The sequence below is a fragment of the Oceanimonas sp. AH20CE76 genome (genome assembly GCF_039654065.1).
GTDB classification, from domain to species: Bacteria; Pseudomonadota; Gammaproteobacteria; order Enterobacterales; family Aeromonadaceae; genus Oceanimonas; species Oceanimonas smirnovii.
Genome location: NZ_CP155481.1, coordinates 2129035 through 2153575 on the forward strand (window position 1 = coordinate 2129035; position 24541 = coordinate 2153575).

Genomic DNA, 24541 nt, shown 5'->3' on the forward strand with positions numbered 1-24541 from the left:
GGATACCATTCAGCGTCATTGAGAAGTGGAAGCCAGGGCCTTATCTACATATCAGCATTAGACACTAAGGCCCGGCACAGGCTCACTGGCTTCCTTATGATGGCTGGTAGCTAACCACCCATCATTGAGAGATACAAGGCCCGGCTTCAGCCGGGCAAATCAGCAAACACGCGATACCATTGCCCCAATAAATTGGGGCCTACAGCATATTGCGGATCACATAATGCAGTATGCCGCCGTGGCGATAGTAGGTCATTTCGTCCTGCGTATCGATACGGCACAGCGCCTCTATTTCCCGCTCCTTGCCATCGGCACCGGTAATAGCCACCGTCAGTGTACAACCGGGCTCAAGCTGGCTCAGGCCACGAATGGACAATTGCTCTTCGCCGGTCAGGCCCAGGCTTTCAGCATGGTCGTTGCCGGTAAACTCCAGCGGCAATACTCCCATGCCGATCAGGTTGGAGCGGTGAATCCGCTCATAAGAGCGGGCCAGCACGGCGCGCACACCCAGCAGCCGGGTGCCCTTGGCAGCCCAGTCCCGGCTGGAGCCGGTGCCATACTCCTTGCCGGCCACCACCACCAGCGGCACGCCTTCGTCCTGATAACGCATGGCAGCATCATAAATGGACAGCTGCTCACCACTGGGGTAATGCCGGGTTTCGCCGCCTTCCACACCGTCCAGCATCAGGTTGCGAATACGGATATTGGCAAAGGTGCCCCGCATCATCACCTCATGGTTGCCCCGCCGGGAGCCGTAGGAGTTGAAGTCCTTGCGCGCTATGCCCAGTGACTGCAGGTACTGGCCCGCCGGGCTGTCGGCCTTGATGCTGCCCGCCGGCGAAATGTGATCCGTGGTAACCGAGTCCCCCAGCAGTGCCAGCACCCGGGCCGACTCAATGTCGGTGACCGCTTCGGGCTCGGCCTGCATCTCGCTGAAGAACGGCGGATGACGAATGTAGGAAGAGTCCTGCTGCCAGTCAAAGGTGGCACTGCCGGTTACCTTAATGGCCTGCCAGCGTTCGTCGCCGTCAAACACGGCGGCATACTCCTTGCTGAACATCTCGGTTTTCACCTTGGCCACCGCCTCGGCCACTTGCTGTTGTGACGGCCATATGTCTTTCAGGTAAACCGGCTTGCCGTTTTTGTCTTGCCCGAGCGGGTCTTTGGTCAGATCCACCTTCATGTTGCCCGCCAGCGCATAAGCCACCACCAGAGGCGGTGACGCCAGCCAGTTGGTTTTCACCAGCGGGTGAATGCGTCCCTCAAAGTTGCGGTTGCCCGACAGTACAGACGCCACTGTGATATCGTCCTGGCGAATGGCCGCTTCAATAGGCTCAGGCAGCGGCCCCGAGTTGCCGATACAGGTGGTGCAGCCATAACCCACCAGATGAAAGCCCAGCTGCTCCAGCGCCGGCATCATGCCGGCGGCCTTGAGATAGTCGGTAACCACCTTTGAGCCCGGTGCCAGTGAGCTTTTCACCCAGGGTGCCCGGGTGAGGCCTTTTGCTACCGCCGCTTTGGCCATCAGGCCGGCGGCCATTAGCACACTGGGGTTGGAGGTGTTGGTACAGGAAGTAATGGCGGCAATCACAACGGCACCGTCGCGCAGGTGATGGGTGTTGCCGTTCAGGGTAAAGGCGATGCCCTGCTGTGCCTGCTCATAGCCTACTGCGGTCTGGCCGCCCTCACCTTCCAGCCGGCTTTCGGCCTGCTGGCTGACGGTCTGCTCATGGGCCAGAGTAAAGGCGTCCGGCACTTGCTCCAGGGCCACTCTGTCCTGAGGCCGCTTGGGACCGGCCAGACAGGCTTCTACCTTGCCCATGTCGAGTTCAAGGGTGTCGGTAAAGACCGGCTCATCACCCGGGTTGCGCCACAGGCCCTGCGCCTTGGTGTACGACTCAACCAGTTCGATATGGTCTTCGTCCCTGCCGGTCAGGCGCAGATAGCGCAGGGTTTCTTCGTCTACCGGGAAAAAGCCGCAGGTGGCACCGTATTCCGGGGCCATATTGGCAATGGTGGCTCTGTCTGCCAGCGGCAGGCTGGCCAGACCGTCACCGTAAAATTCCACAAACTTGCCTACCACGCCGTGGTTACGCAGCATTTCGGTGACGGTTAATACCAGATCCGTGGCAGTAATGCCTTCCCGCAGGGCACCGGTGAGTTTAAAGCCCACCACCTCGGGAATGCGCATGGACACCGGCTGACCCAGCATGGCAGCTTCAGCTTCAATGCCACCCACGCCCCAGCCCAATACGCCAAGGGCGTTGATCATGGTGGTGTGGGAGTCGGTACCCACCAGCGTATCCGGGCAGGCCAGGGTACCGCCGTCTGTTTTTTGCTGCCATACCGTCTGGCCCAGATATTCCAGGTTAACCTGATGACAGATGCCGGTGCCGGGCGGCACCACTCTGAAATTATCAAAGGTTTGCTGGCCCCAGCGCAAAAAGGCGTAACGCTCGCCGTTACGAGCCATTTCCATGTCTACGTTGGCGGCAAAGGCCTCAGGAGTCGCGAACTCGTCCACCATCACCGAATGATCTATTACCAGATCTACCGCCGACTGAGGATTTACCTTTTCTACCTTTCCTCCCAGCCGCTTCACCGCTTCGCGCATGGCCGCCAGATCCACCACCGCCGGCACGCCGGTAAAGTCCTGCATCAGCACCCGCACCGGACGAAAGGCGATTTCATGCTCGCAGCGGCCCTGTTTCAGCCAGTCCTCCATGGCCTGCAGATCGCCGGCCAGGCTGTCACCGCCATAACGCAGCAGGTTTTCGGTCAGTACCTTAAGGGACTTGGGTAACTGAGACAGTGAGGGAGTAATGGAAAAATAATGAAACTGCTGTTTTCCGGCCTGCAATGACTGCTTGCTTTTGTTCGCATCGGAACTCATGGCTCCTCCTCATTATTTTGCTCGCGGCGCACCGCTTTATGAATATTTTTTGGGAATATCAAACAATTAGGACTAGAGTATGGTTCATGGTGGCAGGGCCGGCAATCTGCTCTGCGACAATGACTGACCGCTGAAATTGCTCTTGTGCCTGGTGCCGGGCAAAGCAAACAAATTTTTTGTGTCTGAACTGCGGATTTTCTTGCTGGAATGCAAGGCTGCATTGGCGTAGATAGTGAGCCGAATTTCGCCGTCAGGCACATCACGTCAAGAGAACCGCGCTACCCATGAAAATTGCCATTCTGTCCCGTAATCCGTCTTTATATTCCACTCGCCGACTGCGTGAGGCCGCCGAGGCCCGCGGCCACGAGGTCACTGTGATCGACGTGTTGCGCTGTTATATGAACATTAACGATAACAAGCCATCCATTCATTATAAAGGGCAGGATCTGGATCAGTTTGACGCCATCATTCCCCGTATTGGTGCCTCTGTGACCTTTTATGGCACCGCCGTGCTGCGCCAGTTTGAAATGATGGGCTGCTATTCGCTCAATCATTCGGCCGCCATCAGCCGCTCCCGGGACAAGCTGCGTTCACTGCAGGTGCTGTCGGGCCATGGCGTAGGCATGCCAATCACCGGCTTTGCCTGCAAACCCGATGATGTGCCCGACCTTATCAAGATGGTGGGCGGTGCCCCTCTGGTCATTAAACTGCTGGAAGGCACTCAGGGTATTGGTGTGGTGCTGGCAGAAACCCGCAAGGCGGCAGAAAGCGTGCTGGAAGCTTTTATGGGCCTCAAGGCCAATATTATGGTGCAGGAATTTATTGAAGAAGCCGGTGGTGCCGATATTCGCTGCTTTGTGCTGGGCGACAAAGTCATTGCAGCCATGAAGCGTCAGGCTCAGGAAGGTGAGTTTCGCTCCAACCTGCACAGAGGCGGGGAAGCCCGGCTGGTGCGTATTACGCCCGAAGAACGCAAAACTGCGGTAGCATCGGCCAAGGCCATGGGACTGCAAGTGGCCGGAGTAGACTTGTTGCGATCCAGCCGTGGCCCTCTGGTGATGGAAGTAAACTCTTCTCCAGGTCTGGAAGGCATTGAAAAGGCAACCGGGAAAGATGTGGCCGAGCTGATTGTAGAGCATATTGAGAAAAATCTGCACCGCAAAACCCGCAGCCGGGAGCGAGGCTGATGAGCCATCACTTTGAACTGGCGGGTCAGTCAGTGCCGGCAGGCCAGCGCCGGACCATGCAGCTGGCGCTGGCCCAGCTTTATACCCAGTCGCCACTGACAGTACCGGTGGAAGTAGTGAACGGCAAGCAGCCGGGGCCGGTGTTGTTGCTGTGTGCCGCCATTCACGGTGATGAACTGAACGGTATTGAAGTGGTCAATCAGGTACTGGCGAAAATCAATCCGGCCCGGCTCAGGGGCACCCTGGTGGCCGTGCCTGTGGTCAACGTATTTGGTTTTATTCACAAATCACGCTATTTGCCGGATCGGCGCGATCTGAATCGCTGTTTTCCCGGCTCGGAAAAAGGCTCACTGGGGGCCCGGGTGGCGCACTTTTTTGTCAATGAAATTGTCAGCAAATGCAGTCATATTATCGACTTGCACACGGGGGCCATTCACAGGGCCAATCTGCCACAGATACGGGCTCAGCTAGACTGCCCGGTAACCCGGCAAATGGCAGAAAATTTTGGTGCACCCATTATTCTTGATGCCAGCATTCGCGATGGCTCACTCAGGGCAGTGGCAGAAGCTCAGGGGGTGCCGGTGATCCTCTATGAGGCCGGTGAGGCACTGCGCTTTGACCCTTTGCCCATCAAGGCGGGCGTGCGCGGCGTGATTCGCGTGATGCGTGGCCTGGGTATGCTGAAAAGCAGCACGGTCAAGTCTGCCAGCGAGGCCATTATTGCCCGTAGCAGTACCTGGATACGGGCCGAGCACGACGGCCTGCTGCACCTCAAGGTACGGCTGGGAGATCGTATTCGCAAGGGGGATATTCTGGGGACTATCAGCGCTCCTTTGGGAGCCGAGCAGTGTCTTATTGTGGCTCCGCGCAGCGGTATTGTGATTGGCAGCCTGACCATGCCGCTGGTGAATGAAGGCGATGCCATCTGTCATATTGCCCTGTTTGATGAGATCAAACAGGCGGAGCTGACGGTAGAGCGCTTTGTGGACGAGCTGGATATTCAGCCGCCGGCCATGTGAGCGTCATAGAAAAGGGGCAGCCAGTGGCTGCCCCTTTTGGTGTCGTCGGCTCCTTCCTGAACCTGAGTTGCTCCCTGCATTCCCTGACCTGACCGCTCCGGGTCTTCCCCTTTCCCGCTCCGTCGGGCTTGTCCCTGGCTCTTCCATGAATGGCTGCGCTCCTGCAACCAACCGCTTCGTCCTGAAGGTATCCCTTGGCGTTCCCTTGCCTGTCCCCTTGGTCTTCCCGGACCTTGTCCTTTGCCGTTCTTGGCTCCCGGCTTGCCTGCCAGCACTGTCTTCCTGTTGGGAATAACTATACCTTACCCCACGCTGGGAACAATGCAGGAAAAACGAAAAGCTGGCTGTTCAGATTTCAACCTTAAAATTAAAATCATTAAAATTCATATACTTATAAAAATATACAGCTAAAAACATATATCAAAAGCGCCTTTTCCCAGACTGCTTTGAGAGATCTCTTACAAAGTACAGGGATAATAGGGAAAGGGGATTGGGGTATGGCAAAAAAATGCCGGGGCTTGCCCGGCATTTTTACAGATTAAAGGTGTTGGCCTCAGCCCATCATTTTCGCTTTCAGGGCGGTGAAATCGGCCGGAATGGTCTCGGACAGCGATTCCATGGCATTATGCTTGGCCAGTGGTCCCGGCAGTTCAACATCCTGCTCCAGAATACGGTCAACACTTTCCTTGAACTTGGCCGGATGGGCAGTACACAGGAAAATGCCCACTTCGTCCTTGCCCCGCTCCTTGTTAAGCAGATCCCAGGCGATGGCACCGTGGGGCTCGCACAGGTAACCCTGTGCAAACAGACGTTTGAGCGCATCTTCGGTCTGCTCGTCGTTGAGCATGCCGGAGGCGATATCAGACAGCTCCCAGCCCTTGACCCGGCACAGCTCTTCCACCCGCGGCCAGTTGTTGGGACGACTGACGTCCATGGCGTTGGACAAAGTAGCCACAGTGGCGTTGGGTGCCCAGTCCCCGCTTTGCAGATAGCGCGGCACCGTATCGTTGGCGTTGGTGGCGGCCACAAAGCGCTTCACCGGCAGTCCGATGGCCTTGGCGATAAGTCCGGCAGTCAGGTTGCCGAAGTTGCCGGACGGCACGGAAATCACCGCCTTGTGACGTTGCTCGGCGGGCAGCTCGGCCACGGCTTCAAAGTAGTAGCACACCTGGGCCAGCAGCCGGCTGATGTTAATGGAGTTGGCGGAGTTCAGACCCACAGCGGCCTTCAGCTCTTCGTCATCAAAGGCCTGCTTCACCAGCGCCTGACAGGCGTCGAAATCGCCCTGTACCGCAAAGGTACGAATGTTGCCGCCAAGCGTGGTAAACAGCTTTTCCTGCAACGGGCTGATTTTGCCCTCGGGATACAGAATAACCACGTCGATATTGGGCAGACCATAGAAAGCATGGGCCACGGCGGCACCGGTGTCGCCGGAAGTGGCGGTCAGAATAGTGATCTTGCCTTCACTGCTCAGGGTCGCCAGGCACTGGGCCATAAAGCGGCCGCCAAAGTCCTTGAACGCCAGGGTCGGGCCGTGGAACAGCTCCAGGGCGTAGGTGTGCTCGTCCACCTTCACCAGCGGTGCTGGGAAGGTAAAGGCCTGCTCCACCATGGCGGTGAGGGTATCTTTGGGAATTTCGTCACCGATCAGGTGCTGCAGAATGGCCACGGAGCGCGGCACCAGCGGCTGCTCCAGCAGGGCTTCCACATTGGCAAGCGGGCTCAGGTTTTCCGGAAAAAACAGGCCCTGGCCACGGCCCAGGCCCTGTTTTACGGCACCGGCAAAATTGATGGTTTCTGCATTATCCTTGATGTTGTACAACTTCATAGTCTGGTTCCTGTGACTCGTGCGCCTTCGGCGTCGAGTTTGCAAATATGGCAAAAGCCATCCTGATTCTGAATAAAGTGGTCGGCCAGCCAGGCCTGCAGTTTCTCTGCCTGATGCAGATCCTTCATCACCGTAAACACGGTGGGACCACTGCCGGAAATGCCAGTGGCCAATGCGCCCATAGCGGCGGCATGCTCACGCACCGCATTAAAACCCGGGATCAGCTGCGAGCGGTAAGGCTCGGCGATCACGTCCTTGAGCATGGCCGCGGCCACTTTTTCCTGGCCGGTGTGGCTGGCGTGCACAAACCCCGCGAGACGGCGGCCATATTCCAGGCAGTCCTGACGGCGATACTGGGCCGGCAAAATTTCCCGGGCGGCAGAGGTAGAGACGGCAATGCCCGGGTAGCACACCACCCAGTACCATTCATCGAACGAGGGCAGGGTCTGGCTGACCACACCGGCTTCGTCCAGCACCAGCTGCATGCCACCCAGATGGCAGGGGGCCACGTTGTCATAATGAATGGAGCCGGAAATCTGGCCTTCCAGCTCACCCATCAGCAGCATCAGCTCATGCTCGCTAATGGCGTTATCATAAAAGGCATTCAGGGCCACAAAGGCGGCCACTATACTGGTGGCGCTGGAGCCCAGCCCCGAGCCCACCGGCAGGTTCTTTTCCAGGGTCATGGTCAGCGGCTTGCGCGCCAAGCCCTTTTTGTCGAGCGCCTTTTCATAGGCCAGCCAGCAATCGTAAACGATGTTCTGGGTGTAGTCGTCCGGCAGCTTGTGGGCATAGGGGCCGGCGTTGGTGAGCTGGAATTCGCCGCTGGCATTTTCTACCAGCACTCTGTCTCCCAGCAGAGAGCCGTCGAGGGGGGCCAGTGCGGCCCCCAACACATCAAACCCCACACTGACATTGGCGGTAGAGGCCGGCGCATAGGCTACAACACTCATTTAAATCTCCTGCTTCCAGTTATGGGTGCGCAGCAAGTCGGCAAACACGCCGGCTGCGGTTACATCGGCACCGGCACCATAGCCGCGCAGTACCAGCGGAATGGGCTGGTAATACTGGGTATAAAACGCCAGCGCGTTTTCGCCGTCTTTTACCTTGAACAGAGGATCATCCCCGTCCACGGCCTTGATCACAACCTTGCATTTACCGTCCTCAATGGCACCCACATAGCGCAGTACTTTGCCCTCGCCCGCTTCGGCGGTTTTCTCGGCAAACCAGGCATCGGCTTGTGGCAGACGGGCCATAAAGGTCTCGATATCGCCGCTGGCATCAAAGCCCGGCGGCAGCGCCTGCTCTACCTCGATATCGTCGAGATCCAGCTCCATGCCCGCTTCCCGGGCCAGGATCAGCAGCTTGCGGGCCACGTCCATGCCGTTCAGGTCATCCCGTGGGTCCGGCTCGGTAAAGCCATTTTCCCGGGCAATACGAGTGGCTTCGGCAAAGCTCATGCCGTCGTCCAGTTTGCCAAAAATGTAAGACAGGGAGCCGGAGAGAATGCCGCCAAAGGCCTTGAGCTGGTCACCGGCGCGGATCAGGTTTTGCAGGTTTTCAATCACCGGCAAACCCGCGCCCACGTTGGTTTCATACAGAAACTTGCGGCGGGTGGAGCGGGCCGAGCGACGCAGCTCGCGGTAGTAGTCCAGGCTGGCGGTGTTGGCCTTTTTGTTGGGAGTAACCACATGGAAGCCGGCGGATAAAAAGTCGGCATACTGATCGGCAATAACGTCACTGGTGGTGCAGTCTACCAGTACCGGGTTGATCAGATGGCTGTCTTCCACCAGCCGGGTGACCCGCTCCAGGCTGAAGCTGTCCTGAGCCTGCTCCAGCTGATCACGCCAGTCGTTCAGGCTGATGCCATTGCGGTCCAGCAGCATTTTGCGGGAGTTGGCAATGCCCACTACCCGAATGCCGATGTCCTGAGCTTCCAGCACCGGTTGCTGCCGGCGGATTTGTTCAAGCAAAGCGCCGCCCACGCCGCCACAACCCACCAGGAATACATCGATAAACTGGCGGCTGGAGAAGAAGTTCTGGTGACAGGCCTTGATCGCTTCGGTGACCTTCTCTTTACCAATCACCGCCGAGATGGAACGCTCACTGGAGCCCTGCGCAATGGCCACGATATTGATGGACGCCTCGGCCAGGGAGTTAAAGAAGCGGGCCGACACGCCCCGCACGGTGCGCATGCGATCCCCCACCAGAGAGATAATGGCCAGATCGTCGATGACATCCAGCGGCTCCAGCAGCTTGTTCTTGAACTCCAGCGCAAATTCGTTGGCAATGGCCTTTTGTACCTTTTGCTTGTCAAAGGTGTGAATACAGAAGCTGACACTGTATTCCGAGGAGCTCTGGGTGATCAGCACTATGCTGGCACCGGCGCGGGAAATACAGGAGAACAGCCGGCCGGCCATGCCCACCATGCCCTTCATGCCGGGGCCGGAGATGTTGATCATGGTCATGCCGGCCAGATCGGAAATACCTTTTACCTGCAGATCGTCGTCGCTGCATTCGGGGCCGATCAGCGAGCCTTCGCCCTGAGGATTGCCGGTGTTCTTGATAAGACAGGGAATATGAAACTGGGCGATGGGCGCTATGGTTTTCGGATGCAGTACCTTGGCACCAAAATAGGACAGCTCCATGGCTTCCTTGTAGGACAGCTGGCGCAGCAGCTTGGCATCGGGCACCAGGCGCGGATCGCAGTTGTACACGCCGTCCACATCGGTCCAGATTTCGCAGCACTCGGCGCCCACACAGGCAGCCAGGACAGCGGCAGAATAATCGGAGCCGTTACGGCCGAGAATAACGGTCTCGCCCTTTTCGTTACCGGCGGTAAAGCCCGGCATCAGGTAGACGCAGTCGCTGCGCAGGCCCTTGTCGATAAACCGCTGACGGGAGACTTCAATATTAACCTGCGCTTCCAGCACACTGCCTTCACCCAGCAGCATGTCCTGCGGCACTATCACTTCCACCTGCTCACCGCGGGTGCGCAACAGCTCGCTCATGGTGGCGATGGACAGGGCTTCGCCCCGGCTGAGAATGCGGGCCTGAATATTGTCGGGGCACTGTTGCAGCAGGCTGACACCCTGCAGCAGCCGGGTCAGCTGGTTCAGCTCCCGCTCTACGGTTATCTTGAGAGCAGCGTCATCCAGACCGGCGTACTTGCTCTTGAGTCCGTCGATAATGCCGTGAAAGATCTGCTCTATGTCTTTCAGTACCGGGGCCGCTTCCAGGCCGCGAATGGTCTGCTCCACCACGGCCACCAGATGATTGGTCACCTTGGCCGGGGCCGACAACACCAGTGCCACCTGGGACTGGCGCTGATTGTTGACCACGATATCGGCCACGGTATCGAACCGCTCGGCATTCGCCAGCGATGTACCGCCAAATTTCAGGACTCGCATTCATTACTCCCTGTGTAAAACTAAAAAAGCCCGTATCTGATGGGGACACGGGCTTTTCGATTCAAATTTTGTTTGTCGTCAGCGCATCAGCCCGCCCCGGTGCCACTCATGGTGGTGCCGGTAATAATAATGGTGGTGGTGCGGATGGAGTGCAGCATGACATACAACCTGTAACAACGAATGGCATAGCAATACCCTGTGGCTGCGGACTTGTCAACCTGGCTCCCCGGGTTTGAGGGCCCGCTCAAGGTCCTTGCAGAGCAGGTGCAGCAGGTTCAGATCGCGCTGTTCCAGCACAGGCAACCGGTCTTTAACCCATTCAGCCAGTTTTTCCTGCTGGGAAACTCCCACCTTACTCAGTAATTGCTCTGTTTTTTGCTGCAACACACGAAGCTGAGCGCTTTCGGTCTGACCGTTGTTTTTTTGCGCGCTTTCTGGTGTCAGTCCCTGGCTCAGCTCCCAGGCATAGAGCATGATGGCCTGACCCAGATTGAGTGACGGATAGCTCACCTTGAGCGGCAGGTAACTGATGATATCGGCCTGGGCCAGATGCTCGTTGCTGAGGCCCGACTCCTCGCAGCCAAACAGTATGGCGACCTTGTGTACCACTTTGTTATTGATCTGGGTCACCGCCTCACGGGGCGTCAGATAGTGCTGATAGCGGCCACGCCGGCGGGCCGTGGTGGCAATCACCAGATCCATGTCGGCCAGCCCCTCGGCCAGGGAGGGAAAATGCTCGGCCTGCGCCAGAATCTCCTGCGCACCGTGGGCCACCCAGCCCGCTTCATCCTGCTCATGCACCCGGCTGTTAATCACCCGCATGCGCTCAAAGCCCATTGTCTTCATGGCCCTGGCGGCAGCCCCCACGTTCTCGGGGCGCGCCGGCGATTCCAGCACGAAGTAAAGATCCACCGCCATTATTCGTCTTCCTCGAAATACCAGTAGCCCTGGTTCACCAGCGGCAGCAGGCAGTCGAGCAGATTACGGGGTTCTTTCAGGCAGGCCACTTCCGGGCCGCAGATGCGAGCCTGATCGCACAGCAGGGCAATGGCGTCAGTATCAGGCTCGGCCAGCTGATAACGGTCACCGTCAAGATAAAAGACGTTCTCGCTGCCTTCATGGTAGAAACAGCGCACCCCACCCAGGCGGTAGAGATGGTCACCATGATCCAGCCGCAGCACCAGTTCTTCCAGACTGTAGGCCGGCTCGGCCACTTCCAGATCGAGATCATGCCTGGCTTCCGAGATCATTTCGCCAAACCAGTCATTAAGGCGGGCGTCGTCGTTCAGCAGCTCCTGCATCAGGCCTTTTACCTGCGTCATTACGCTGCTATCGAGACGGCCATGAGCGCTGGCGGCCGCCATGCCGGCATCATCAAACCGCGGCGTAATATCCACATGAGCCAGCAGATGATCAGCAAAGCCGGAGAACAGATCTTTGGCGTCGGGGGCACGAAATCCGATGGAGTAGTTCATGGCCGGTGTGTCGGCATAGCCCTCGTGGGGGCAGCCGGGCGGAATATAAATCATGTCGCCGGGCTGCAGCACTTCGTCGATCACTGCTTCAAAGTCATCGCAGTGGCGCAGAGCACCGTGGGCTGCAAATTCGCGCAGGCTTTGACGCTCCCCTACCCGCCAGCGACGGCTGCCACTGCCCTGCAGAATAAAAACACCGTATTGGTCGATATGGGGGCCCACACCGCCACCGGGGGTGGAGAAGCTCACCATCACATCATCAAAGCGCCAGCCGGGAATAAACCGGAACAGCTCGGCCAGGTCCTGTACGCCCGGATGCCACTGGTTCACCGCCTGCACCAGCAGGGTCCAGTCGGTTTCCCCCAGATGATCGTAGCTGTCAAAGGGCCCGGTTTCCGCCTGCCAGCGCTCCTGCTCACGCCACACCCGGCGGGACTCAATATGGGGTTCCAGCGCCAGGCCGGCCAGCTCGTCGGGGCTTAAGGGATCTTCAAAGCCCAGAAGGGCGGCCTTGAACAGACACGGTTTGCGCTGCCAGTCGTGGGCCAGAAAGTGCTCGATATCCAGGTTGAGTGGGCTGTGCATGAAAAACTCGCAACGGGGGGCATAAAGTTGGTGAGTATTATGCCCCTGCAAGGGGCACAATGTGAAGCATCAGTGCGGTTGCACTTCGCCGGCAAGCTATGTCAGCCAGCTTCGAGTGTCTCAGGAAATACCTGTCAGCTCTTACAGCTGCTCAAAGGCTGGGTGGTAGGTCACCAGACCGGTGGGGGCAGGCTGCTTTAAGGCCAGTGCCATAAAGGCATCGCCGGCATCAGGATAAGGACAGCTCAGCCCCAGCTCGCTGGCCGGACGAAAGCCGAAACGCTGATAATAGGCCGGATTGCCCAGCACCACTATGCCGGCCCAGTCAAAGTCGCTGGCGGCCTGAATGGCTTCGCGGATCATCTCGGTGCCCACCCCCTGATTCTGGCAGTCGGGCCACACACTCACCGGCGCCAGCCCCAGCCAGCCGATGTCTTCACCGTTTACCAGCACCGGACTCATGGCCAGGTGGCCGATAATGGCCCCCTCGTATTCCGCTACCTGACTGACGGTAATGGCCCCCTGCTCGCGCAGGGACAGCACCAGATCCGCCTCGTCAGGGCGGTTAAAGGCGGCAAACACCACCTCGTCTATCTCGTCGCCATCACCGGGACGCTCGGTTCTGCAGATCAGCATGCCAGCCTCTCACATATTCAGGGTGCCAGGCGGGAAATGACCCAACCATCATGTTCGCGCTGATAAATAAAGCGGTCATGCAACCGATTGGCTCCGCCCTGCCAGAATTCCACCGAGTCGAACTTCACTCTGAAACCGCCCCAGAAGCTCGGCAGTGGCACTTCACCGCTGGCAAACTTCTGCTTCATTTCCAGAAACTTGGCTTCCAGCAGACCGCGGGCTGAAATGCGGGATGATTGCTTTGACACCCAGGCACCAATCTGGCTGTCTTTGGGCCGGCTGGAGAAATATTTCATTACCTCGGTGGCGGCGAGCTTTTCCACCCGGCCGGTGACATGCACCTGACGCTCCAGTGAGTGCCAGGGAAACAGCAGGCTGATACGCGGATTCTGATTCAGGTGTGCCGCCTTGCGGCTGCCCATATTGGTGTAAAACACAAAGCCCTGCTCATCCACCTGCTTGAGCAGCACAATACGCTGATAAGGCTGTCCCTGCTCGTCTACTGTGCCCACTACCATGGCGGTAGGATCGGGCACACCGGCAGCAATGGCCTGCTGCATCCAGGTTTCAAACAAGGCAAGGGGGTCGTCGGGCAGGTCATTGCGGCGCAGACCGCCCTGCAGGTATTCACGTCGGTAATCTGCCAGCTCCATGAAAATGGGTTCCTTTTGCTGAAAGTGGTTTCATTGTGCAAAGCCGCCTGCCAATTGGCAAGCAGCTTTACATAGGCAACAGATACAAAAAAGCCGGAGAAAATTTCCCCGGCTTTCGGTGTTATTGCTCAGGCTTATTCGGCGCTGTCGGATTTGGCTTCTTCGGTTGCCTCGGCGGCAGGCGCGGCTTCTGCCTCTTCCGGCTTGTTGGCTTCCTTGATGGACAGACGAATGCGACCCTGACGGTCCACTTCCAGTACCTTCACCTTGACCTTGTCACCCACTTTCAGGTGATCGGACACATTTTTCACCCGCTCTTCGGTGATCTGAGAAATGTGTACCAGACCGTCCTTGCCGGGCAGAATGTTAACAAAGGCACCGAAGTCGGCCAGACGCACCACCTGACCTTCATAGATGGTGCCGCTTTCCACTTCGGCGGTCAGCTGCTCAATGCGGTGAATGGCCAGTTTGGCGGCTTCACCGTCAACGGCGGCAATTTTCACAATGCCGTTGTCATCCAGCTCAATGGTGGTGCCGGTTTCTTCGGTCAGGGCGCGAATGGTAGCGCCGCCCTTGCCAATCACATCACGGATCTTCTCGGGGTTGATCTTGATGGTGTGAATGCGCGGGGCAAAGTCGGAGATATCGGCACGGGGGGCCTGCAGGGCTTCATCCATCACTTTCAGAATGTGCAGACGAGCATTGCGGGCCTGCTTCAGGGCCACTTCCATGATCTCTTTGGTGATGCCTTCGATCTTGATGTCCATCTGCAGGGCAGTCACACCCTCGTTGGTACCGGCCACCTTGAAGTCCATGTCGCCCAGGTGGTCTTCATCACCCAGAATGTCGGACAGTACCACAAAGCCTTCTTCTTCTTTTACCAGACCCATGGCGATACCGGCCACCGACGCCTTGATCGGCACACCGGCGTCCATCAGGGCCAGTGAAGTACCACACACAGACGCCATGGAGGAAGAGCCGTTGGACTCGGTGATCTCGGACACCACACGCACTGTGTACGGGAACTCTTCCTGGCTCGGCATCACGGCGGCAACGCCGCGCTTGGCCAGACGGCCATGACCAATTTCACGACGCTTGGGGCTGCCGACCATGCCGGTCTCGCCCACACAGTAGGGAGGGAAGTTATAGTGCAGCATAAAGCGGTTGGCGCGCTCACCGGTCAGCTCGTCAATCAGCTGAGCATCACGCTCTGTGCCCAGAGTAGCGGCAACCAGCGCCTGAGTTTCACCACGGGTAAACAGGGCAGAGCCATGGGCACGGGGCAGCAGGCCGGTGGCCACGTTCAGGGCGCGGATCATATCGGGCTCACGGCCGTCGATGCGCGGCTCACCGCGTACCACACGACCACGGACGATGGTTTTTTCCAGCTTGCCCAGCAGCTCCTGAATATCCTTGATTTCCGCTTCCGGGGTATCGGTCAGAATGGCTGCCTGAACCCTGGCCTTGATGTCGGAGATGGCGTCACGACGGGCGGTTTTGTCGGTGATACGATAGGCTTCACCCAGCTCGGCAGAGGCCAGCTCGGCAATTTTGGCCTTGAGCGCTTCGTTTTCGGCTTTGGGCTGCCAGTCCCAGGGCTGAGTGCCCACTTCGGCAGCAAATTCGTTAATGGCGTTCACGGCGGTCTGCAGTTGCTCGTGACCGTACATAACGGCACCCAACATCACATCTTCCGGCAGAACGGAAGCTTCGGACTCTACCATCAGCACGGCACCGGCAGTACCGGCCACCACCAGATCCAGCTGGCTGTCTTTCAGCTCGCTGATGCTGGGGTTCAGCACGTATTCACCGTTCATGTAACCCACGCGGGCGGCACCGATGGGACCGGCGAAAGGAATACCGGAAATGGCCAGAGCGGCAGAAGTGCCCAGCATGGAGATGATGTCTGGGGCGATTTCCGGATTAGCGGACATCACGGTGGCAATCACCTGAACTTCGTTTTTGAATCCTTCGGGAAACAGCGGACGAATGGGGCGGTCAATCAGACGCGCCGTCAGCGTTTCGCCTTCAGTGGGGCGGCCTTCACGCTTGAAGAAGCTGCCGGGAATACGGCCGGCGGCGTAGGTACGCTCCTGGTAGTTCACCGTGAGCGGAAAGAAGTCGCGGCTTTCGTCGGCTTCACGCTTGCCAACCACACTCACCAGCACGGACGTGTCGTCGATGCTGGCCATGACAGCGGCGGTGGCCTGGCGGGCAATCACGCCGGTTTCAAGAGTAACGGTATGCTGACCGTACTGGAAGGTCTTTACGATAGGATTCACGCGGTAGATTCCTTTAATTGTTTGATTCTTTAATACGCCGGCACAGTATACTTGATTCCTGTTTAAAGGACAGAATGACGGGAAAAAACAGGCTGAAAGCCGCACGATCGTCATGCGAAGCAACAGTGCGGTTGCACTTCACGACACGCTACATTGAAGGCCACGCTCGAAAATGCATCTGACCGCCATGGATGGCGGAAATGCCGAAAATGCAGGAGTAATTTTTCGGCCTTGGCATTTTATGGTCGGCTACGGCAATCCCCACTGCTGCTTCGTGATACTTCTGCGCAGCCTGATATGAAGACAAGGTTGGTAGGTTGGGACGAGTCCCAACATTTCAGTCATTATCAACCAAACAAACAAGCCCAGTGTTGTACCGCCCGCTCTACCATCTCAGCGGGCAGATACTCCTGCTCCAGACGGCCTTTGGGAGCCTTAAGCAAGGTCTGGTATAAACGGGCTTCTTCACTGGTCAGGGCTGCAGGCGTTACCGGCTGTGCGCTAACAGGCTCAACCACGGCACTGCCCTCTGCTAACTGATTAAATATTTCCTCATGCATCAGCAAAGGCACAAGGTGCGGCGCGCACTTGCGCGCATTCGAGAGCATAAGCAAGCCCCAGGAATCCAGATCTCCCCAATAAGCCAGTTTTTTGTGCTGAAAAGCAGGGTTCGCCAGCCAATCAAGATCCAGCCCAGCCCCCAACACGGCAAGGGTATCAGGTACTGGTGGTAACAAATGCTCGCATTGTTCATTTTCAACAACCAACAAACATGAGCCTGGTAAAACAGCACTCGCAAGCTGACGGCTGGTTAAACGCATACGCCTGAATGGCAGTAGTTTCCCGTCGAGATCCAGCACCAGCAGCCAGTGTTCTTTATCATTTGATGCGCCCAGAAAGTTTTCCAGCCCCTGCTCGCTGGCCTCACCCGCATAGCGCATATCCAGTAAACGCATCATCAGGCGGCCATGGCGTTCCATAAATTTGGTATCCACCGCCAGACCTGCCATTAACCGTAACGGACGTCCCTGCGCGCACCCAGGTGCGAGAGAATCGGCCAGCTGGGCCGCTGCTATAACCTCATCTGTGAGCTTATTGCGCCATAAACTGCGCTCAGTAATCAGCAACTCACGATAGAGCGGATTGACCTGTGCAACTAAATTTTCGAGGGTGTTAAATTCGCCCTCGACCACCTTATCTGCGGCAGCAGTTATCCATTGCGATGGGGTGCGGAGCAGCCATTTAACCGGCATCTCTATCGGCTCTGCAGCACTGCGATATTTGACCGGCAGCCATTCAACATCACCGATACTCACCGTCTGCCAACGCTCAAGGTGGCGACACACCTTACCCGGCTGCTCGCTGAACACTTTGGCTGAAGGCTTACCAATCGCAAACTCAATGGGCCAGGCCTCGGCTGAGAGCAAGCGTTCACGCCGAAGGCTGGTTTGGTGCCACTGCTTGACGAGCCGCGGGGCAATATCAGTGGGTGACTTCATCCGTTACGCCTGTTCGTTGTGGCTTTTTTGCATCCAGCTCTTGCCAGCTCAGCGTGATCAGGCTTGAAGCCAGGCCACGTCTGTGTACCACAATCGCAGAGCGGGTATGGTTACGCAGCAAACGCATCTCCTTATTTGGTGTAATGAAGAGCGCATGCAGCCCAAATTCCTTGAGCGCGGCAATAATTCGCCCGGCCACGGTATGCGAGCTGCGCGAAAAGGCTTCATCCAGCACTATGGTGCCAAACAGAGGCTGGCTGGCACCATCCGGGCACAGCGCATAACTCAGGGATGCGGTCAGCACATAGGAAGCAATAATCTCCTTCTCACCACCACTGCCGCTCTGCGAACCTTTAAAGGTGCTCTGCGTCTTGCCGGTGGCGCGCTCGATAACAGAAACATGAAATTCAATGCGGAAACGCGGATCCAGCAGCGCCCGTGCTGCTTGTGTGCGATGGCGTTCACAAGCATCGCGCAGCTGCTCAACAATCGCTTGCAAGGCCTTGTACTGACTTTCACCGTCATCATCCTGAAAACGCGCAGAGGCCAAACGTTTCTGGGCAGTATTCAGGCTGCGCAGGCTTTCATGCACCACTTTGGATGCAACGAGTTGCAGATAACAGCCGGTCTGAAAATCAGTGCGCCGCAACGTGGCATTTACATCTTCTAGACGCTCTTCAATCATGGCGACTTCATTGTCGATATGACTAAGCAACTGGGTGACGCCTTCATCAGAAGAACGATTGAGATAATCTTTAAAACGCTGGCGTTTCTCAGGCAGGGCTTCTTCCACCAGGATCTGCAGGCGCTCGAGGTACTGCGGGGTGTCGTCCAGATCGGTACCCACATCAGACAGTGCCCCCCTGTCTTCCTGTTTCGCTTTGGCCATGCAGCGCACTAACTCCTGCACCAAACGGCTTTGCTTCTCTTTAAACCCATCCAAGGCTTGTTGCACTGCAAGCACGGCCCGGCGCTCCAGCTCACCCAACTCATTCAGTTGACTGGCCTCTAGTGTTGGTAAACGGGCCGCAGCGATTTGGCGCTGTTCATCATTAAGGCCTTGTGCCGCCCTTTGCTGAGCGCTGGCATGTTTGCGTTTTGCGGTGTCGAGTTGCGGTGTGAGCTTAAAGTAATTTTCGGTCAGGGTTTGCACCTGCCCGGCCAGTTCGGCCAAAGTTTGCTGGGCTACATCCAGTGCACGCTTAGCGGCGACCAGATCTGAATCGGGTGATGTTAACCGCTGCAATTTAGCCTGATGCTGCGCCAGCTCATGCTGAACCTGGGCAAGGTCGATCTGCTCAAACCTGAGTGTTTGCAGCTGTGTAATCAACTGTTGGCGGGTATTAAGGTGCTGGGCCTCGGCTTTGGCCTTTTCAAGCTGAGCCTGAACTTTGCCAAGCTGCTGGCGGGCTTCAGTAATCTGCGACTCCAGTGCCGCCAGACGATCCCGGTTATCAAAACCGGTCTGCCAGTCATCCTGCAGGTGTTTTTGATCCTGCTTATCGAACACCCGCGCTTTGGAAGACATCAAGCCCTGTTGCGTCATGGCGTGCTCGGTATGCCGCAACTGCTCCGGGGCGTCGACGCAATGCCGATCCAGCCGTGCCAGCAGGGCTTTAACCGTTTCCCGGTCCGGATGATTTTTATAATCCAGTTTGCGGGTGTATCCATCATCAAAGAAACGGATCGGCGCATTCGGCGCTTTCACTTCGAGCAGGCGCACATGCAAACGGTTATTGCGCTCATTTACCCAGCGCAGCGCGTGTTTGATGGCATGCGGGGGGACCAGAATACGTAAACGATGCGCACCAATTGCCCGCTCAATCGCCCCGCGCCAGGCCTGCTCGCTCTCTTTTACCTGCACCAGTTCTGCCACAAAAGGCAGCTGATCCGCTTCCAGATCCAGCTCCTTGGCCAGAGCTGCCCGAAAAACCTGATACTCACTGCGAATATTGGAGCCGGGGCGCTGCTTTGCTTCGGCTAGCTCCTGCTCCAGCGATTGCAACGTGTTATACGCCTGAATATGTTGGGCGCCTGCCGTAAAAACAGCCCGCTCTGCACTTTCAGCCTCAGCCCCAAGCGTCTTCTGCTGCTCAGCCAGCTGAGCCTGATTATGTGTAAATGAGGTTTTATCCAGTGAATCAGACAAACCCAGTTGCTGCGCTAAACGCTGATAATCACCGGCATCACGCTCACAATTCGCGAGCTCTTTTTGCGTCGCTTTAACCAAAGCCTCCAAACTTTCAATATCCGAACCGCCCAGCTGCAGATATTGCTCTTTCAAACCATCACAAAGCTCCACCTGCTGATCATGCTGGCGCTGCGCTTCGTTTTTAGCGCGCTCTGCTGCTTCACAGGCCTGAGTCAGGCGCTGGCACTCCTGTTGCCAGAGATGTTCAGCCTGCAGACCAAACCAGACAGGCAGAATCCGGCTCAGTGTCTGCTGCTCGGTCAGTTTTTCGGCATTGGCCTGATATTTAAGCCAGTTAGTTTTCACCGGCTCAAGCGAGGTCTGCTGGCGGCGGGCAACTTCCAGCTCCTCATGAATAGCGCTGAGATCATCAAAACTGTCGGCAACTTCACGGGCACGGTCAAATGCCGAGGTATCATCCAGCACCAGTTCACGGAAGATCTCATCAATACTATTGAGCTGCTTCAAGCCAGCGGCACGGTTAAGCAGATTGAAGGCGTTATCGCGCACATCAAAAAAGCTGCGCACTCGAGCCAGATAATCCTTTTTGGTCTGATAGCTCCAAAGCCCGGCTTGCGTTTTTTCAAGCTGGCGCAGGGCCCGCATACCACCTTCATGCTGAACCGTCAGCCAGTGTTCCAATGTTTGTGCCGGCGAGGTAGCAAAGAAAAACAGCCGCTTCATATCACCCACGGCAGAACTGGTGTCATCAAACCAGAGCAACAAGCCAATGCGAACCAGCTCATCACCGTTACTCAAACTGGCCGCTATACCCGTGACGGTTTTGCCCGGACGGGCGATATGCGACTGGGTACCACTGCCATCGCCGGGGCCAGATACACCGCGCACATAGGAGACCAGATCCCGGTCGCTCTCATGGCCGCCGGTTGAGGCCAGATTGTATCTGGGGTTAGTACACAAGAGCGTCATCAGGGCATCCACCAAGGTGGTTTTGCCACTGCCGGTCGGCCCTATCACAGCAGTGCCTTCAGGATGAATGTCGGCGGTATGATGACCACCGAAACCACCCCAGTTAAACAGCTCAAGGGTCTGCAGTTTATAGCTGGAATCCTGGTGCCAGAGTCCGGCCTGATTCATTGTTCCCGCTCCTTGTGGGTATCACACTCATTCTGAGCACGCTCACGCAGCCAATGCAGCAGAGCGGTGAGGTTTTCCGGGTTTGCCAGATGCGCAATCACCGGGCGGATCATCACCCGTTCATCTTTATCCGGTGCCGTCACCACACCATGTTCTTTAAGCTGGTTGAGCAGTTCTAAAATGCGACTTCTTTCCTGTGATTCACTACCCTGATCGCCCAGATAAACCTGCATCTGTGGAATCAGCTCGTCAACCGCGACCAGCGCCTGAGTGGCACCTGTTCCTGCTTCCTGCTCATGGGCAACAAAGTACTGGCGCAAAATGGCCAGCAACAGCGACTGCTCCAGATTCAAGCGCTGTTTGCGCACCAGGGGATGCGACCATTCATCTTCAATAGCGGCGGTTTCATCAGCCTTAAGCACCTTAAGAAACACCAGGCCGCGAACATCATCGACAGCGGCAAACAGATCCAGCGGTTCAAGAATTCGGTTCAGCTCATCCAGTTCACGTACAGCAACCTTATAGAAATTTGGCTTCTGGCGTTCTTCAAGAAGGCCAAAACGTAGCAGATCCTGAGACACTTCCCGTAATCGGGCAGGCGTACGTTCCGGTTCTTCATGCGTGTCTGGTAGTGTAATTTCACCCGCCGCTTCAACCTCTGGCATGACAGGCAACTCTTCATCAGCGGGGGCCTGGGTAATGCGATCAAACACTCCACTCATGGTCAAAACTCCCAGTCAATATTGCTGACGTCCTGCAAACTCAACGTCAGATACGGCAATGAAAACAGCCAGCGACGCTGGTCTTCAGCCAAAATCTCAAACTCCTGCGGCTGACTCAGATCTATCTCAACACCGGCTTCTCTGGCCATACCCAACCAGAGCACGAAGGTTTCCAGATCATGTTCGGGTGGCAGGTGCTGAGCAATTTCCAGCAACGTCAACGGCTTGCCTTGCTCCGTAAGAAGCTGAAGCGTTTCGCGGATCAAAGTTTCACGATCAAGGCCATTGAGCGCATCCCAGAACTCCGCATCAAGATCACTCAAATCAGCCCGATGGCGAGACAGATCCAGGGCCTGCTGATCGATATTATCAATGGCTTTAAAGCGCAGTCGCTCCGGCACTGGCGTTTTCGCCAGCGCCACACCCACAGGTGGCAGCGGCACAGGCTCACGACGGTTGGCACGCGGCTGCCAGTCCAGCTCCAGCGCCTGATTCATAATCTCATTCAAGAGCTGACCAACCCTGTGATGCTCTGCCGCCAGGCCGGTTTTGAGGAAGCCTTTCACATCCCGCTCACTGCGCGCCCGCGCCTGGAGCACAGCCTGACTCTCTTTGACCAGACGTGACGGCAACCAGCGAAGGTTTTTGCTTTGGTTCGGTTCAAGCGCTTTATTCGCTGCAGGGTGGCTTAAGATCAGGCGTAAGCGATCACGCATTTGGTCCAGTTCACTGCTTTGGCGTAGCTGCTGCTGGAAACTATCAAAGACACGCCCTTCTGCAGTATTCAGCAGTGCCTCCTGACCATCCAGAAGGTGATCGACAATCTCACCGCGATGCAGCTGTTCCGACATAATTGACTGACGCAAGACCCGGTCCGCCTCACGCCAGGAATCCTCAACACGGCGAAAATCGGTGCGCAGCGCCGTAGCCAGACCATATACCTCACGAATACGCTCCACGGCCTCTGCCTCACTCAGTACAGGAATATCTCCGGCTTGCGCGGCCTCCAGCTCTTGCTGCAACTGCTCAATACGGGATTCAAGGGAGGCAATACGGCTGGTGGGGTTGGGGTTTAAACCCATCTCAAGATTTGCAATTTCACGCTGCACCACGGACAGGCGCGACGCAGTGGAGGTCATGATGCGGTTATCGAGGGAATCAATAAAGCGGATGGCAGCGCCCAGCGCATCCGTTGCATACAAGCGTTGAGCACGCTCAATCACCAGACCTCGCTTAATCCATTCGCGCAGATCCCGTCCGGCTTGCAGCCGAGTATTATCCGGATCAATTTCATACTCATCCTGGACGGCATATTCAGCCAGCATGTTTGACAGCGCCTGCAGAGCATCTTCTTCAGCAATGCCATCATCGGCCTGTTCAAACAGGCTGCTCAAACATCCCAGAATAAGCGGTGCTCGACGTGAAGCCAGCAGCACCCAGGCCGGATCTTGCCTGCGGGCAGTCACATATTTCTGAGTGCGTTGTAATGCGGTTTCATCCATGGAAAAGCCCTGCCGCTCAGTAAGGTGGCTTCAGGCTACTCCATGTCGTCAGGGGGATCCAGCCGATGAACCAGTGAAGGGCGCTCAATATTGTTGGGGGGTCGCACTGCTCCTCCCAACCTTAACTACTACAGAGCGCCTTGTTTGACTTACAGCTGACAGCTTATGGCTTCAAGCTATGTTTTACGGGCATTAAAAAAGGGAGCCGAGGCTCCCTTTTTAACAAGGCTTTGGAGTCGATTAACGACGCAGGCCCAGCTTGCTGATCAGGTCACGGTAGCGCTCTACGTCTTTACGCTTCAGGTAGTCCAGCAGGTTACGACGCTGGGATACCATGCGCAGCAGACCGCGACGGCTGTGGTGATCGTGGATGTGCTGCTTGAAGTGGCCCTGCAGGTGGTTGATCTGGGCGCTCAGCAGAGCTACCTGCACTTCGGGAGAGCCGGTGTCGCCTTCGCCACGGGCGAATTCGGCAACGATCTGGGCTTTGGTTTCAGCATTTAGTGACATTGTGTCTACTCCAAAATAAGCATGAATGAATTCCAGCCGATCACTAATTCAGCCGGAAGGAAGGACGGCATTCTACCAGCAAAGGCGCACTTGGCAACCTTAAATCACCGTCAATTAACGTACCAGACGGCGCGGCGCTACCTTGCCGTCATCGTCGATTTCACCGACACCGACAAAGCGGCGGTCATCGCCCACCGTCATGCGCACAAAGCCGTCGAGGGGCGCGCCGGACACCTGCACCGCCTGGCCGTGCAGCAGATAACCCGCCACCAGCTCAGACAGGTTCACTTCCGGCAGACTCTGCACAGCGGTATCCATGGGCAGCAGCAGCGGATCCAGCTCCAGCCGGGGTGAAATGTCATTGGCCTTGCAGTTATCGAGAATGCACTGCAGCTGCTCAAGAGTGAGCATGCGCTCCGCCGGATAACCGGCTACCGCCAGCCGGCGCAGCACGGCAACGTGAGCACCGCAACCCAGGCGCTCACCCAGATCGTCCACTATGGTACGAATGTAGGTGCCCTTGCTGCAATGTACTTCCAGCTCCACTTCGTCCCCTTCAAAGCGAATGAGCTTGAGCTCAAATACCGTGATGGGGCGCGCTTCCCGGGGTACTTCTATGCCTTCCCGGGCGTACTGGTACAGGGGCTTGCCCTGATATTTGAGCGCTGAGTACATGGACGGCACCTGCATGATGTCGCCGCGGAAATGATCCAGGGCTTCAATCAGCTCGCCGGTGGACACATTGACTGGACGGGTCTCAACCACTTCGCCGTCGGCGTCGCTGGTGTCGGTCCGCTCGCCCAGTTTTGCCACCACCCGGTAGCGCTTGTCGGCATCGAGCAAAAACTGGGAAAACTTGGTGGCCTCACCCAGACAGATCGGCAGCATGCCGGTAGCCAGCGGATCCAGTGCTCCTGTGTGGCCGGCCTTGGCGGCGGCATAGATGCGCTTGACCTGCTGCAGGGCATCGTTGGATGTGATGCCCGCCGGCTTGTCGAGCAGCAAAATGCCGTCTACCTCACGGCCGCGAAAACGTCGCTGACGCCCCATC

17 protein-coding genes are annotated in these 24541 nt (G+C 57.0%); 2 read left to right on the forward strand and 15 right to left on the reverse strand.

What is annotated here, in order from left to right; all coding sequences use genetic code 11:
• Positions 1-199 precede the first annotated feature (199 nt).
• Positions 200-2893, reverse strand: a complete 2694-nt coding sequence (acnA, locus tag N2M06_RS10425; protein WP_346350729.1) for an aconitate hydratase AcnA — start codon at positions 2891-2893, stop codon at positions 200-202.
• Positions 2894-3177: 284 nt separating this feature from the next.
• On the opposite strand from acnA, the gene rimK reads away from it, so the two are divergent.
• Positions 3178-4080: a 30S ribosomal protein S6--L-glutamate ligase gene (rimK, locus tag N2M06_RS10430; RefSeq protein ID WP_019935566.1), complete on the forward strand. Its 903-nt coding sequence runs from the start codon at positions 3178-3180 to the stop codon at positions 4078-4080.
• Positions 4080-5099: a succinylglutamate desuccinylase/aspartoacylase family protein gene (locus N2M06_RS10435; RefSeq protein WP_346350730.1), complete on the forward strand. Its 1020-nt coding sequence runs from the start codon at positions 4080-4082 to the stop codon at positions 5097-5099. Before rimK ends, N2M06_RS10435 begins: the two co-directional genes overlap by 1 nt.
• Before the next feature lie 553 nt (positions 5100-5652).
• Here the strand turns inward: N2M06_RS10435 and thrC are convergent.
• The 14 genes from thrC to truB form a co-directional block, all read right to left on the reverse strand.
• A complete protein-coding gene (thrC, locus tag N2M06_RS10440) occupies positions 5653-6927 on the reverse strand; it encodes a threonine synthase (RefSeq protein ID WP_346350731.1) in 1275 nt (424 codons plus the stop codon).
• Complete coding sequence (gene thrB, locus N2M06_RS10445) at positions 6924-7880, reverse strand: homoserine kinase (protein WP_346350732.1); 957 nt, start codon at positions 7878-7880, stop codon at positions 6924-6926. Before thrB ends, thrC begins: the two co-directional genes overlap by 4 nt.
• Entirely contained in the window at positions 7881-10337 is a 2457-nt protein-coding gene (gene thrA / locus N2M06_RS10450) for a bifunctional aspartate kinase/homoserine dehydrogenase I (protein ID WP_317075309.1), read from the reverse strand. It lies immediately after the preceding gene.
• Between the two features lie 213 nt (positions 10338-10550).
• On the reverse strand, positions 10551-11249 hold the full coding sequence (locus N2M06_RS10455) for a tRNA/rRNA methyltransferase (RefSeq protein WP_346352177.1): 699 nt from the start codon (positions 11247-11249) through the stop codon (positions 10551-10553).
• A gap of 5 nt (positions 11250-11254) precedes the next feature.
• Positions 11255-12397, reverse strand: coding sequence for a cupin domain-containing protein (locus tag N2M06_RS10460; protein ID WP_346350733.1), 1143 nt, complete (start codon positions 12395-12397; stop codon positions 11255-11257).
• Between the two features lie 141 nt (positions 12398-12538).
• Complete coding sequence (locus N2M06_RS10465; protein WP_026344901.1) at positions 12539-13027, reverse strand: N-acetyltransferase; 489 nt, start codon at positions 13025-13027, stop codon at positions 12539-12541.
• A 23-nt stretch (positions 13028-13050) separates the two neighbouring features.
• Complete coding sequence (gene pdxH, locus N2M06_RS10470) at positions 13051-13686, reverse strand: pyridoxamine 5'-phosphate oxidase (protein ID WP_317075306.1); 636 nt, start codon at positions 13684-13686, stop codon at positions 13051-13053.
• Positions 13687-13820: 134 nt separating this feature from the next.
• Positions 13821-15977, reverse strand: a complete 2157-nt coding sequence (pnp, locus tag N2M06_RS10475) for a polyribonucleotide nucleotidyltransferase (RefSeq protein ID WP_346352178.1) — start codon at positions 15975-15977, stop codon at positions 13821-13823.
• Between the two features lie 338 nt (positions 15978-16315).
• A complete protein-coding gene (locus tag N2M06_RS10480) occupies positions 16316-17467 on the reverse strand; it encodes a DUF3322 domain-containing protein (RefSeq protein ID WP_346350734.1) in 1152 nt (383 codons plus the stop codon).
• A complete protein-coding gene (locus N2M06_RS10485; protein ID WP_346350735.1) occupies positions 17451-20756 on the reverse strand; it encodes an ATP-binding protein in 3306 nt (1101 codons plus the stop codon). The genes N2M06_RS10480 and N2M06_RS10485 overlap by 17 nt, the downstream gene beginning before the upstream one ends.
• Positions 20753-21478: a DUF4194 domain-containing protein gene (locus tag N2M06_RS10490; protein WP_346350736.1), complete on the reverse strand. Its 726-nt coding sequence runs from the start codon at positions 21476-21478 to the stop codon at positions 20753-20755. Before N2M06_RS10490 ends, N2M06_RS10485 begins: the two co-directional genes overlap by 4 nt.
• 2 nt (positions 21479-21480) lie before the next feature.
• Positions 21481-22980: a DUF3375 domain-containing protein gene (locus tag N2M06_RS10495; RefSeq protein ID WP_346350737.1), complete on the reverse strand. Its 1500-nt coding sequence runs from the start codon at positions 22978-22980 to the stop codon at positions 21481-21483.
• Positions 22981-23220: 240 nt separating this feature from the next.
• Positions 23221-23490, reverse strand: a complete 270-nt coding sequence (gene rpsO / locus N2M06_RS10500; RefSeq protein WP_019935556.1) for a 30S ribosomal protein S15 — start codon at positions 23488-23490, stop codon at positions 23221-23223.
• A 114-nt stretch (positions 23491-23604) separates the two neighbouring features.
• Positions 23605-24540 (reverse strand): tRNA pseudouridine(55) synthase TruB, encoded by a 936-nt coding sequence (gene truB, locus N2M06_RS10505; protein WP_019935555.1) that lies wholly within the window; start codon positions 24538-24540, stop codon positions 23605-23607.
• Between the last annotated feature and the right edge of the window lies 1 nt (position 24541).

Excerpts from the sequence above, each read along its gene's own strand:
- acnA (WP_346350729.1), bottom strand. The coding sequence starts at position 2,893 with ATGAGTTCCGATGCGAACAAAAGCAAGCAGTCATTGCAGGCCGGAAAA.
- rimK (WP_019935566.1), top strand. The coding sequence starts at position 3,178 with ATGAAAATTGCCATTCTGTCCCGTAATCCGTCTTTATATTCCACTCGC.
- N2M06_RS10435 (WP_346350730.1), top strand. The coding sequence starts at position 4,080 with ATGAGCCATCACTTTGAACTGGCGGGTCAGTCAGTGCCGGCAGGCCAG.
- thrC (WP_346350731.1), bottom strand. The coding sequence starts at position 6,927 with ATGAAGTTGTACAACATCAAGGATAATGCAGAAACCATCAATTTTGCC.
- thrB (WP_346350732.1), bottom strand. The coding sequence starts at position 7,880 with ATGAGTGTTGTAGCCTATGCGCCGGCCTCTACCGCCAATGTCAGTGTG.
- thrA (WP_317075309.1), bottom strand. The coding sequence starts at position 10,337 with ATGCGAGTCCTGAAATTTGGCGGTACATCGCTGGCGAATGCCGAGCGG.
- N2M06_RS10460 (WP_346350733.1), bottom strand. The coding sequence starts at position 12,397 with ATGCACAGCCCACTCAACCTGGATATCGAGCACTTTCTGGCCCACGAC.
- pdxH (WP_317075306.1), bottom strand. The coding sequence starts at position 13,686 with ATGGAGCTGGCAGATTACCGACGTGAATACCTGCAGGGCGGTCTGCGC.
- N2M06_RS10480 (WP_346350734.1), bottom strand. The coding sequence starts at position 17,467 with ATGAAGTCACCCACTGATATTGCCCCGCGGCTCGTCAAGCAGTGGCAC.
- N2M06_RS10485 (WP_346350735.1), bottom strand. The coding sequence starts at position 20,756 with ATGAATCAGGCCGGACTCTGGCACCAGGATTCCAGCTATAAACTGCAG.
- N2M06_RS10490 (WP_346350736.1), bottom strand. The coding sequence starts at position 21,478 with ATGAGTGGAGTGTTTGATCGCATTACCCAGGCCCCCGCTGATGAAGAG.
- N2M06_RS10495 (WP_346350737.1), bottom strand. The coding sequence starts at position 22,980 with ATGGATGAAACCGCATTACAACGCACTCAGAAATATGTGACTGCCCGC.
- rpsO (WP_019935556.1), bottom strand. The coding sequence starts at position 23,490 with ATGTCACTAAATGCTGAAACCAAAGCCCAGATCGTTGCCGAATTCGCC.
- truB (WP_019935555.1), bottom strand. The coding sequence starts at position 24,540 with ATGGGGCGTCAGCGACGTTTTCGCGGCCGTGAGGTAGACGGCATTTTG.